Source organism: Phormidium sp. CCY1219, from assembly GCF_035615515.1.
GTDB lineage: Bacteria > Cyanobacteriota > Cyanobacteriia > Cyanobacteriales > Laspinemataceae > CCY1219.
In genome coordinates, this window is record NZ_JAJENT010000658.1 from 22,160 (window position 1) to 34,875 (window position 12,716).

Annotated in this window: 10 protein-coding genes and 1 tRNA gene; 7 read left to right on the top strand and 4 right to left on the bottom strand. The window is 50.3% G+C overall.

Annotation, left to right across the window (positions count from 1 at the left end):
* Positions 1–107: 107 nt before the first annotated feature.
* The 5 genes from LKK83_RS19015 (at position 108) to LKK83_RS19035 (ending at position 5,645) form a co-directional block, all read left to right on the top strand.
* Entirely contained in the window at positions 108–530 is a 423-nt protein-coding gene (locus LKK83_RS19015) for a hypothetical protein (RefSeq protein WP_324632857.1), read from the top strand.
* The gene (gene glyS, locus LKK83_RS19020) at positions 512–2,671 is read left to right on the top strand and encodes a glycine--tRNA ligase subunit beta (protein ID WP_324632859.1); all 2,160 of its coding nucleotides are present in this window, start codon (positions 512–514) and stop codon (positions 2,669–2,671) included. Before LKK83_RS19015 ends, glyS begins: the two co-directional genes overlap by 19 nt.
* Before the next feature lie 206 nt (positions 2,672–2,877).
* Positions 2,878–4,254, top strand: a complete 1,377-nt coding sequence (gene murD / locus LKK83_RS19025) for a UDP-N-acetylmuramoyl-L-alanine--D-glutamate ligase (RefSeq protein WP_324632860.1) — start codon at positions 2,878–2,880, stop codon at positions 4,252–4,254.
* Between the two features lie 317 nt (positions 4,255–4,571).
* Complete coding sequence (locus LKK83_RS19030) at positions 4,572–4,760, top strand: hypothetical protein (protein WP_324632861.1); 189 nt, start codon at positions 4,572–4,574, stop codon at positions 4,758–4,760.
* Between the two features lie 327 nt (positions 4,761–5,087).
* Positions 5,088–5,645, top strand: coding sequence for a hypothetical protein (locus LKK83_RS19035; RefSeq protein ID WP_324632862.1), 558 nt, complete (start codon positions 5,088–5,090; stop codon positions 5,643–5,645).
* Positions 5,646–5,804: 159 nt separating this feature from the next.
* Here LKK83_RS19035 and LKK83_RS19040 read toward each other — a convergent pair whose 3' ends face one another.
* Positions 5,805–7,211, bottom strand: coding sequence for a (Fe-S)-binding protein (locus tag LKK83_RS19040; protein WP_324632863.1), 1,407 nt, complete (start codon positions 7,209–7,211; stop codon positions 5,805–5,807).
* Positions 7,212–7,358: 147 nt separating this feature from the next.
* Positions 7,359–8,681, bottom strand: coding sequence for an FAD-binding oxidoreductase (locus LKK83_RS19045; protein ID WP_324632865.1), 1,323 nt, complete (start codon positions 8,679–8,681; stop codon positions 7,359–7,361).
* A 221-nt stretch (positions 8,682–8,902) separates the two neighbouring features.
* On the opposite strand from LKK83_RS19045, the gene LKK83_RS19050 reads away from it, so the two are divergent.
* Both LKK83_RS19050 and LKK83_RS19055 read left to right on the top strand, forming a co-directional pair.
* A complete protein-coding gene (locus LKK83_RS19050; RefSeq protein WP_442957336.1) occupies positions 8,903–9,859 on the top strand; it encodes a DNA polymerase III subunit delta' in 957 nt (318 codons plus the stop codon).
* A gap of 227 nt (positions 9,860–10,086) precedes the next feature.
* Positions 10,087–10,168, top strand: a tRNA-Leu gene (locus LKK83_RS19055).
* Positions 10,169–10,243: 75 nt separating this feature from the next.
* On the opposite strand, the gene LKK83_RS19060 is transcribed toward LKK83_RS19055, so the two are convergent.
* Positions 10,244–11,578, bottom strand: coding sequence for a cytochrome P450 (locus tag LKK83_RS19060; RefSeq protein ID WP_324632866.1), 1,335 nt, complete (start codon positions 11,576–11,578; stop codon positions 10,244–10,246).
* 259 nt (positions 11,579–11,837) lie between these two features.
* Positions 11,838–12,683, bottom strand: coding sequence for a prohibitin family protein (locus LKK83_RS19065; protein WP_324632867.1), 846 nt, complete (start codon positions 12,681–12,683; stop codon positions 11,838–11,840).
* Positions 12,684–12,716 lie beyond the last annotated feature (33 nt).

Sequence of the window (12,716 nt, forward strand, 5' to 3'; positions counted from 1 at the left end):
GCTGTGGACACTGTTGTCTTTGCACTCAAACGCGATCGCCCCCGAGGTCTCCCCGTAAATCCGAAAAATACCCCGCTATTTGCTTATCCTACCAAAACATTTGAACTGTGGAAAACCCTTCACAATTTTTTATCGAAGTGGGAAAATTTTTTGTCAATTGTGCATGGATTTATTCTCACTTATTTTCCCGTTGGCACTATGCCTTTACCCGATCGCGCCTGAACTTTAGAAATCCCGGCATTCCATTGAGTTGCGCTTTGGCTTTTACCATCGATTCCTCCTTGAGACCCGATGAATCGTCGGTTTCATGGGATTTCCCTGGGGCGATCGCCCCCCTGACGGGTTCATCCCCAAGGCGATTTCTATCACCCATCCTCAAATCCACCCTGTCACCCCCTCTAGAACCAGAGGGCTTTCTTGACGTATTCTGGAAAGGGTCGCGCGCCCAATATGCAATTAACCCAAACGATTGGGCGATCGCGACTCCATGTCCCTTACAGTGCAATGCAATATGCCTACCTTTCTATTAGAAGTCGGTACAGAAGAATTACCCGCCAATTTTCTCGATGAGGCGATCGCACAGTGGCGATCGCGCATTCCCGCCAGTTTGTCGGAAAACTTCTTGACAAATGACGCTATTTATGTATATGGAACCCCCCGCCGCTTGGCTGTTCTCATCGAAGGATTGCCCGCCACTCAACCCAATCGGGAATCAGAAATTAAAGGTCCCCCAGCACAAGTCGCCTTCAAAGACGGCAAACCTACCAAAGCTGCAGAAGGATTTGCCCGCAAACAACAAGTCGAACTCGACCAATTAGAAATTCGCCCCACCGAAAAAGGCGATTTTGTCTTCGTCAATAAAACCATCGCCGGACGTCCCACCACGGATATTCTGCACGAATTAATCCCAGACTGGATTACCAAACTCGAAGGCAAACGATTAATGCGCTGGGGCGATGGCGATATGAAGTTTTCCCGCCCCTTGCGCTGGTTAGTCGCCTTGTTCGATAAAGAAGTTCTCCCCTTAGAATTAGACAACGGTTCGGAAACCCTCCGCAGCGATCGCCTCTCTTACGGTCATCGGGTTTTGCATCCTCAACCGATCCAACTCTCCCAAGCTTCGGATTATGTCGAATCCCTGCGATATGCCTTTATCGAAGTCGATAGCGATCGGCGTCAAGCAACCATCGTCGCACAAGTTAAATCCGCCGCTCAAAAAGTCGGCGGTACGGCAGATATTTCCCCGGATTTACTTCAAGAAGTCACCAACCTCGTAGAATGGCCCACTGCAGTTCTCGGCAGCTTTGATGAGGAATTCTTAATCCTCCCCCCGGAAGTCATTACCACCGTGATGGTCAGTCACCAGCGTTACTTCCCCGTCTTACAATCTCCTCAATCTAAAACCAAAACCGCCGAACTTCTCCCCTATTTTATTACCATTTCTAATGGCGACCCGGCTAAATCCGATGTCATCGCTTCGGGCAACGAACGGGTGATTAGAGCGCGATTGGCTGACGGACAATTTTTCTACAAAGCTGACCTCACCAAACCTTTGGAAAGTTATCTGCCTAAGTTGGAAGACGTGACCTTTCAAGAAGACTTAGGCTCCATGCGCGATAAAGTAGACCGCTTAAGTCACATTGCTGCCCTGGTTTGCCAGCAATTAGACGTCACAGGAGAAGAACGCGCCTATATCGATAATGCCGCGTTGCTTTGCAAAACTGACCTGGTGACGCAAATGGTGTATGAATTCCCCGAATTGCAAGGGGTCATGGGGGAAAAATACGCTCGCGCTTGTGGAGAACCAGAAGCGGTGGCTACGGCAATTTTTGAACACTATTTACCCCGCAATGCTTCCGATCGCTTACCGGAAACTCTCCCCGGTCAAGTGGTGGGCATTGCCGATAAATTAGATACTTTGGTGAGTATCTTTGGCTTGGGCATGATTCCTTCGGGGTCTTCAGACCCGTTTGCGTTGCGCCGCGCGGCTAATGCTATCATCGAGATTACTTGGGCGGCTAATTTACCGCTGCATTTGTCCCAGTTACTCGCGCGAATTTCGGGAGATTTTAAATCAAATCATCCCACTGTTTTGCCGGATTTATTGCAACAGTTATCGGAGTTTTTCTGGCAGCGAATTCGCACGCTGTTGCAAGAAGAACGCGGCATCGATTACGATTTGGTTAATGCTATCCTCGGTGAAGATGACCCGGAATATAAGGAGCGATCGTTACAGGATTTGCTGGACGTTCGCGATCGCGCTTTATTCCTGCAATCTATTCGCAATAATGGCACCTTGGATACTATTTACGAAACCGTCAACCGTTCCGCCCGTCTGGCGAAGCAAGGCGAACTCCCCACTACGGTCCTCGACCCCACTCGCGAGGTGAATCCGAAATTGTTCCAAAAATCCTCGGAACAAGCCTTCTACGATGCATTGGTTGACTTGCTTCCCAAAACTCAAGCAGCCCAAGCCCAGCGCAACTATCAGCAGTTAGTGGATGCTTTGGCCCACATCACCCCCGTGGTGTCCAATTTCTTCGATGGCGAAGATAGCGTGCTGGTCATGGATCCCGACCCCGATATCCGCCGCAACCGCTTGAATCTCATCGCCCTACTCCGAAATCACGCTCGCGTATTAGCAGATTTTGGTCCAATTGTCAAGAGCTGATTTGTCGTTGGTCATTTGTCATTTGTCGTTGGTCATTTGTCATTTGTCATTTGTAGGAGTACCAATTACTAATGACCAGTGACCATTGACCATTGGCTAATGACCATTGACCATTGACCATTGACCATTGACCACCCATTCCGGTGGGTGGGGGCAATAGAGGGTAAAATGAACGTTGGACAATTACTCACACGACCCCTCGACCTATGCCAAAGGCTCATATCATTGGACTGGGACGCTCAGGTGTTGCGGCGGCGCGACTGTTAAAACGCCAAGGATGGCAGGTGACGGTGAGCGATCGCAATAGCACCGATAGCCTGCGCCAACAGCAACAGCAACTCGAAACGGAAGACATACAGGTGCAGTTGGGGCAGTCGTTTGACGCCCTCGACTCCCTGGAATTGGTCGTGGTAAGTCCGGGGGTTCGGTGGGATTTACCCGCTTTGGTCCGCGCCCGCGATCGCGGTATCGAAACCATTGGCGAAATGGAATTGGCTTGGCGTCACCTGAAGTTCGCGCCTTGGGTGGGGGTGACGGGTACCAATGGCAAAACCACCACTACGGCGTTGATTGCGGCAATTTTCCAAGCGGCGGGACTTCATGCCCCGGCTTGTGGCAATATCGGCTATGCTGCTACGGAACTGGCGTTAAATCCCTTGGACCGAGGCAAGGAAACGGCAAAACCCCCAGATTGGGTGATTGCGGAAATTAGCAGCTATCAAATCGAGTCTTCTTCGTCTTTAGCGCCGCAAATCGGCGTGTGGACTACGTTTACGCCGGACCACCTCAACCGTCACGCCACGTTGGAAAATTATTTCCAGATTAAAGCGTCTTTGTTGCGCCGATCGCAGCTTCAAGTAATTAACGGCGATGACCCTTATTTGCGGAAAACTGTACCGGATTTGTGGCCGGATGCCTGCTGGACCAGCGTCCAGGGCAAAAGCGAACTCCTCGGAAATCCGGAGAAGGGGGTCTATATCGAAGCGGGTTGGGCGATCGCTATGGGCGAACCGATTGTCCAGGTAGACAGTTTGCGAATGCCTGGGGCGCATAATCTGCAAAATCTACTCATGGCTGTGGGAACTGCACGATTGGCGGGAATCGAGAAAGATGCCATCGCTGAGGCGATCGCTAACTTCCCCGGTGTCCCCCACCGCCTGGAACGGATCCGCACCTGGCAGGGCATTGACTGGATTAATGACAGCAAAGCTACCAACTACGACGCCGCACAAGTTGGCTTGGCTTCGGTTGATTCCCCGGTGATTTTAATCGCTGGCGGCGAGGCTAAAGACGGGGACGATAGCGCCTGGTTGCAAACTATCGAAGCCAAAGTCGCCCGCGTCTTGCTTATTGGTAATGCGGCGGATGCCTTCGCTCACCGATTGGAACAAGTTGGCAATTCGCGATATGAAATCGCCTATGGAATGGAACGGGCAGTGTCGCGCGCGGCAGAATTAGCCCAGGAACATGGGGCGCGCGTGGTGCTGTTATCGCCGGCTTGTGCCAGTTTCGACCAATATCCAAATTTCGAGCAACGCGGCGAGCATTTTCGCGAACTGTGTTTGCAATTGCCTTCCGAATAGAACGGCAACGGAAAAAAAGTCTCGCGCGCGCTTTGCCCCCTCTGAGGTCTTCCCCAGAGGGGGTATTTTTCTGTCCGCCCAAGCTTCAACTGTCCCAACGAAGCAGGCATTGAGGGTATATGGCCGATAAAACCGCAAACCGCCGTGATTTCGATCGCCCTTTTGCGAGAAATTCGTCACTCGGATAAGGTAACGCTTATCAACCGCCAGCAACCAGGATATCACCAGGTTTTCTGTACTCAAATCACAGATGAAGCTTGAAAAATAAACCACATTAGAACCGGGTTTTTAAATCAAGCAATCGGCAATTCAAAACTATGATGATTATTGAAGAAAGCATCTGCGAAATTTTTGCTCAGGCTTGGGTTTCTGGCCAAATTAGCTGGATCCACGAATACAAACTCAGAACTGCATTATCAAACAATGCTTTAGATGGAGAAGAAAAAAGAGTAGTCAACCGACTCTTTTATGCCCTACGCCGAGGATGGTTGAAGGTGGGCGCTTAACAAACGCGATCGCCCCCCTGTACTCCCGGAAGGAAGGTTTTTTTTCAGGGTAAAAATTGTCATTTGTCATTGGTCATTTGTCGTTGGTCATTGGTCATTTGTCATTTGTCCTTGGTCATTTGTCCTTGGTCATTTGTCATTTGTCATTTGAGGGAATACCAATTACCAGTGACCATTGACCATTGACCAGTGACCAGTGACTAATGACCAATGACCAGTGACCAGTGACCAATGACCATTGACCATTGACTATTGAAACCGGCTTTCATGTTTTTTACCCTAATTTATGGTTTCATAAATTAGGTAAACTCCTCCTTTCACATTTTAATGGTACGGAAATACAGATGGTTTGGAATCCTCGCGGCGGTGGTGTGCCTTTCGCAAGGCGCGATCGCCACCACTCCCGATCGCCGAGTGAGTGACACTGCTGAAAACGCTACAGAGAACCTGTGGGCACAAGCAGACAGCGATCGCCACATCCAGTTGGCGAATCAATGCAGTCTGCTGATTGAGGAAGAACAATTTCAAGAGGCGATCGAAGCGTGCAACAACGCCCTCGAACTCAAACCGGATTATTCGATGGGATTGACCAATCGCTGCGTCGCCCTCGGTCAAATCAACGAATATCAACAAGCCGTTGATTCTTGTCGTCGCGCCTTAACTGGCGATGGCAATTGGGGTGACGGAACCGAAGCGGGCGGTTGGAATAATTTTGGCGGTGCCCTATTATTAGTTGCCAGTGCAGCACGCACTCAAAAAGAAGCGATTCCCCTCCTCGAACAAGCCCTCGCCGCCTTTGATCAATCCCTCGAACTCGAACCGGATAACAGCAACACTCAGCAACTGCGAGAAGAGTTAGCCCAACTGATTGAAGTGCTACAATAAGACTTTACCCCGAGCGGTGACAAACGGATTTTTTTATCCACCCACCGGGACAAGAAACCGGGTTTCTCAGTCCTACTGTTTTGCCAAGCAATCAATCGGTTGCCAAGAAACCCGGTTTCTAACCTCTGCTTTACCAACAGAGAATTAATTGCAGTTTATCTAGCGTTTAATCAGCTTTTCCCCGCGAATCGATAAATCTAACAATTCCATCGGGTGCATTAAGGATAAATCGTGCCCTTGTAATTGCAAATGCTTTTTAATTTGCAACGAACAACCGGGATTGGGGGAGGCGATTAATTCCGCGCCAGTATTGACGAGATTCTCGGCTTTTTGCTGACCTAATTCATCGGCAATTCCGGGCTGGAGCATGTTGTAAACCCCCGCACTGCCACAGCACAATGCCGCATCAATGGGTTCGGTGAGAGTAACGCCGGGAATTTCTTTTAGCAGTTGGCGCGGTTGCTGACTGATTTTTTGCCCGTGTAACAAGTGACAAGCATCTTGATAGACGAGTTTTAATTCGCCGTCAGTTAAGGGAGAAAGTTTAGCGGTTAATCCCACTTCGGCGAGAAATTCTTGCACGTCTCGGACTTGACTGGCGAAGGCTTTGGCTTTTTCGCGATAGGTGGGGTCGTCTTGCAGAATGTGGCCGTATTCTTTTAAAGTATGACCGCATCCGGCGGCGTTGATAATGACACAATCCACGCCAGTTCCTTCAAAGCTGTCTATCATTTGACGGGCGATCGCCTGGGCTTGGTCTTCTTGTCCTTGGTGGGCGGGCAATGCGGAACAACATCCCTGGCTTTTCGGAATCACCACTTCACATCCATTGGCGGTTAATACCCGCACTGTTGCCTCATTCACCGGGGAGAAAAATAACCGTTGCACGCATCCTAAAATGACCCCCACGCGATAGCGTTTCTCTCCCTGGGCCGGAATCACATCCGGCAAATTATCGCGAAATGAATCTACCGTGACTTCGGGTAAAATCGATTCCATCGCCGCTAAGCGAGGGGAGAATTTTTTCAGCACTCCACTGCGACGAATCGCGTTAGAAATGCCGAGTTTTTGATACAGAAATAGGGGGGCGAGTAAGGGGCGCAGTCGGTTGGGGTAGGGAAATAGGTTAAAAATCAAACTGCGAAACACGCGATCGCCTAGGCTACGCTCGTAATTGCGCTCTACCTGCGGACGAGTTGCTGCAATTAATTTATCGTATTCTACCCCAGACGGACAAGTGGTGACGCAAGCCAAACATCCCAAGCAAGTATCGAAATGGTGAATCGTGGTCTCGGCTAATGGTGCTTCCCCTTTATTAATCGCCTCCATTGAATAAATCCGCCCTCTCGGGGAATCCATTTCTTTCCCAATCACCCGATAACTGGGACAGGTGGAAAGACAAAATCCGCAGTGAACGCAGGCATTGATGAGATTTGGATCCGGAGGATGTTTCGCATCAAATCCCGGTTGTTGGGATTCCGTTTCGGGCAAGTCTTGTAGATGCGGATTCTGATTCAGGAAGTTACTTTCTTTGGCCGGAACGGTGCGATTTTCTGTGGTATTCATAAAACGAGAATCTATACGGCTATCTTTGATGGAAAGCTTGGAATCAGGGGAGAATCGGCAACCTCTATGGAGGCGATTGGTTGTCGGGGGTTTTATCCGCTGTTTATCGGCCAATTGGTTGCCGATTTTTTGCCATGAACTGTCCTTTCAAATTCCTCCGACAAAACCCTGGGGACTAAAGATATTTTCGGGGTCGAACTGTTGCTTAATTTTTTGCATAATATCTAGGGCATTTCCGGTGTATCCCCAGATATCGAGTTGTTGTTTTATGTGAATCGGGGCCGATCGCACGGTGAGGTATCCGCCGTTATTTTGGCACAGTTGTCGCATTTGAGAAATCTTCTCCACGGCATTTTCAGCGTCGAATCCCAGACTACCCAAACCGCTACTGGCGTGAATTTGACCCACAGCAGATCCGCCGAGGATTTGGTCAACTTTTGCCAGGGTGGCGACGGCTTCGGTGGGTCTTACTCCTATTTTGCAGGCGATCGCCCCTTCAGTGTCGGATTGAGCCATTATTTCTCTCAATCGTCGCCATAAATCCGCTTCCTGACTTTCCGGATAAGCGCTTCCGTTTAACCCCAGTTTTTCCCCCACTTCTAACACCCGGGCGGATTGTTCTTCCACGCTATCACTCAAACTTTGGAACCGCACCAGCAACCCCATTCCTTCCCCCATCTCCAATCCACTCACCAGTTGGGGGGAAAGCAGGTCGTGGACTGTGGGCGTCAGGGCGGAATTTCGCAGGGTTTGGGTGGCGGTGGCGATCGCCTCTGCATCCCCCGTCAGCACCACGCTTCCCGACCCTAGGGATTTCGGATACACCCGAAACGTGACTTGACAAATTATCCCTAATGTGCCATATGACCCACTGAGTAATTTCATCAAGTCATATCCGGCGACATTCTTCACCACGCGACCCCCCGCTTTCGCCAATTCCCCGTCATAGCGGACGAAGGAAATTCCCAGCAGTTGGTCGCGCACGCCACCATACCGCTGTCGCCAACTTCCCGTATCTCCCGTGGCCACAATCCCGCCCAGGGTCGCCAACTGACGATACACTGGATCTAAGGCGAGAAACTGTCCCACCGAGGCGAGGTTATTCTGCAAATCCGCATAGCGCATCCCCGCTTCCACCGTTACGGTTAAATCCCCCACCGCCCGTTCGATTAATCGGTTCAGGCGCGCCGTACTCACCACCACCTGCACCCCCTCGGGAATTCCTCCCCAGTGGATCTTGCTCCCCGCCCCGCAAGCCAGGAGTTTCCAGCGATTGCGATTCGCCGCTTTCACTACCTCACCCACTTCATCGGCGGTTTTTGGATAAACAATGCAAACCGGCGGCGACCCAAGCCAGCGATCGCGCACCGGATCCCGCAGATCCTCCCAGGCGATCGCCCGGTCGCTTCCCAGAATACTTTCGATTTGTTCTGCGATCGCTTTCATTTCTTGTCCTTGGTCAGTTGTCATTTGTCCTTGGTCATTGGTCTTTGGTTATTGCTCATTGGTCATTTGTCCTTAGTCATTTGACCAGTGACTAATGACTAATGCGTTAATGTTAAAGCTTCTTTCTAGCCCTGAGAAAAAATTTTCCTCTACTGCTTTTTTCATTGGTGGGATATTATATCACATGCAGCCCACTTCCATCTTGTTGTTTGTTATTTGTCCTTTGACCTGTTACCACATGACCAATGACTAACCAACTGAACCCATTTGAAAAGATTGTCGGACAACAGCAAGCCGTGGAATTGCTCACCCAGGCGGTGGAGTGCTTACGCATTGCGCCTGCTTATTTATTTGTGGGGACGGCGGGGGTGGGGCGTGCTTTGGCGGCGCGTTGCTTTTTAGAATTACTGTTAATTTCTAAAAAAGGTTCTACTGTGGGCGTGAAACGCAAGTTAGAAAATCATCCGGACTTGCTGTGGATAGAACCCACCTATTTAGACCGAGGAAAATTGCTGACCACCAAAGAAGCGCAAGCGGCGGGACTCAAACGGAAAGCCCCGCCACAAATTCGCTTAGAACAAGTGCGCGATATCGGGGAGTTTCTGGGTAGAAATCCCCTGGAAGCTCTGCGAAAGGTGGTGGTTATCGAACAAGCGGAAACTATGAATGAAAGTGCGGCGAATGCGTTGTTAAAAACTTTGGAAGAACCGGGACAGGCAACCTTGATTTTAATTGCGCCCGGGGTGGATTCTTTGCTGCCAACTTTGGTTTCTCGCTGTCAGCGAATTCCGTTTTATCGCCTTACTGATGAGCAGATGGCGGAGATATTGCTTCGGGAAGGATATGAGGAGATTTTGCAAAATCAGGCGGTGTTGGGAATGGCGCAGGGGTCCCCGGGAATGGCGATCGCCTGTTGGCAAACCTTACAAGAAATTCCCCCAGAACTATTAGAAAAACCCCGCCAGTTCCATTTCACGACCCAGCAAGCCCTAGAATTAGCCAAACAAATCGATCGCACTCTGGATACCCCAGAACAACTGTGGTTACTCGACTACCTGCAGCAAGCCTATTGGATTGCTTCCCAGGAACAAGGAATTATCAGCGATTTCCCGATTCATCAGTTCGAACGGGCGCGGCGCAATTTACTCAATTATGCCAGTCCGCGTCTGGTCTGGGAAGTCACCCTGATGGGGATGAGTTAATCCGAAAGGGTGCGAATGATAATTAGCCCGCGTAGGCGGGCGTTGCTTGCCAAGGCGCGATTTCAATCCCCCGCTTTTTCCAAAAATTCCTTGCACAAAACCGACAGCAGGTGATATAATAAAAAATTACTTGCAGTTGCGGTCGGGGAGGAACCCTTCCCAGAGCCACAACTTGTCACGAGATAGCTTGCACATTTACGGGCAAGCTCTGCTAAAATCAAAGACACGCGGACGTGGCGGAATTGGTAGACGCGCTAGATTTAGGTTCTAGTGCCGCAAGGCGTGAAGGTTCAAGTCCTTTCGTCCGCATTGGGAAACTGGTAGAGGGAACGGCGATCGCGCTTCGGATTAATCTCCAGAGGCGCGATCGCATTACTCATCCCCTCAATCCCGACGGCGAAACCGCACCCGCAATCCATCCCGAGGATGGGGGGTGGGCACCGTCACCAACTCCAAATCTTGGTCTGGGAGCAATTCCCAGCGATAATTCCGCACCAAATGGGTGGCAAATACCCGCATCACCAGCAGGGCAAATGCTTTCCCCAAACATTCCCGCACCCCGCCCCCAAAGGGCACGAAACTAAAGGGTTTTTGCTTATCCTCCGCGCGATCGGCTCCAAATCGGTCCGGATCGAATTCCTCCGGATGCGGATAAACCGCCTCATCTTGATGGGTTTGATTGATTTGATAGAGAATCATCCATCCTTCCGGGATTCGATAGTCATTGAACTCGCAGGAATTCACCACGCGCCGAAATCCACCCCCCACCGGTGGCACCTTTCGCAACACCTCTTTGACGACCTGTTCGAGGTAGGTCATCTGTTTGAATAGGTCCATTGTCAGGGAATCCGAGCATCCCACCTGCTGCTGTTCTTCGCGCAGCTTTGCGATCGCCTCGGGATGCTGCGCCAGCAACAAACACAAGGAAGCGAGAGAAGAAGTGACGGTTTCGTGACCGGCAAACAGCAGCAAAAGCACTTGGTCTTTCAATTCTTCCAAGGTTAACCCGTTTCCCTCTTCATCGCGCGCCTCTAAGAGCAACCCGAGAGCATCGTTGCGCGGGGTATTTTCTTGCTGTCTGCGGCGGACGATTTCTTCGATTTTATCTAATAGTAATTGGCGACACCGCATGGCTTTTCCAAACCGGGACCAAGGTAAATTTAGGGGAATGGAAAATAACCCCTCGGTCCAGGTTTGAAAAATTTGGCTTAATGCGGCAGTTTCCGAGCCGGTTTCGGTGCCAATTAACAAGATGCTGGCAATGTCAAAGGTGTAATTTCGCAGTTGCGGATACCAGGTCATTTCCCCCCACTCTTCCCATTTGGCGAGATATTGATGGGTGATTTTTTCCATGCGGGGAAGATATCCCGCCAGGGCCTTGGGGACAAACGCCTGCGCCATGAGGCGGCGTCGCTGTTGGTGCAAGGTACCGCTTTGGGTGGCGAGGGAGAGCGAACCGAGTAAAGTGCGGGTACTATAAGGCCAAGTGGCGGCAAAATAGCTGTTGTCGTGGGTAAATAGAAAGCGATTCGCTTCTGAACCGCTCAACATGACGGTAGGTTGTCCGAAGATATGGCTGCGGTAAACCGAACCGTATTTTTTTTGACGCTTTTGGTTGAAGTCGCGATCGCGAAGAAAGCTAATGGTTTCGCCAATTATCGGCCAACCAAAGCTTCCGGGGGGTAAGGGCAGCGATCGCGAAGTGTCTGTGGTGGTCATGGTTTTTTTCAGTAGAACCCAACTCCCCACCATTGTGCCACCGCGCTGGCTTGAAAATTGAGAATTGAGCAATTTTGAATTGAGAATTGGGAAAATTCTCCATCCTCTATCCTCAGTGGGCTTCCTCGGTTCTCAGCGATCGCTTCTTGTTGAGTTCCACCGAACCGGAAACCGGGTTTTGCTCTCTAATTCGTTGCCAATCGGGCAAGATTGAGGGCAAGATTCCCGGTTTCTTGTAGCTTTCTCCTGAACCGACGCTCTAGTTATTCGCCCCCGGGGTTTTGATGTTAATAAACGGTAGCGCCCCGCCATCACTGCCCATCACCATCGGGAATTGACCATCCCATTTCTCGATCGCTTGCTTTTGCAGCAGTTGTGCGGTGATGCTTTCTCGCAGCAATCTTTGTGCTTCGGCTTGACCTTTTGCCCGGTTGATATCCGCCTGGGCTTCTTGTTCGGCTTTCAGAGCGATAAAAGATGCCCGTTTCGCTTCTTGTTCGGCGATTTGCTTCGCTTCAATTGCCTTAGCAAATTCTGGCGAGAACTGGATATCCACCAAGGATATATCGTTAATCAAAACGCTATACTCGCTCAATCTCTCTTGGATTTGATTGTCGATTTCTAGCTTGAGTTCCGTGCGTTTGGTGATGATTTCCTCGGCATTTTTCTTGGCAGTTGCAGCTTTTACCACTTCCGAAACGGCTGGAGAAATAATCCGATTGACGATTTCACTTTCGTCGCCGATAGTTTGATAAATGGTATTGACCCGCGCCGGGTCTACTCGCCAGTTGAGTGCCACATTCATGGTGACATATTGCAAATCTTTAGAAGCGGCTTCGGCTTCGATTTCGTTTTTCTGCACCCGCACGCTCATGGTTTCAACGCTGGTCACGATGGGCATAATTGGGTGGATGCCTTCATCGAGAATTCCCTCTTGGACTTTACCGAATTTCATCAATACCCCCCGTTGCCCTGCGTTAATAATCACAAAGGGCTTAAAGGCGGCGGCTAATATAAATAACAAGATGACTCCGGTTATTCCACCTGCCACTGTAATGGCTTGTTTGGAGTTGTAAGAAGGATTAGAGGAAGAGGAGTATTTCATCTTTTGCTGCTCTTAGTTTGTGTTAAAGGTGCT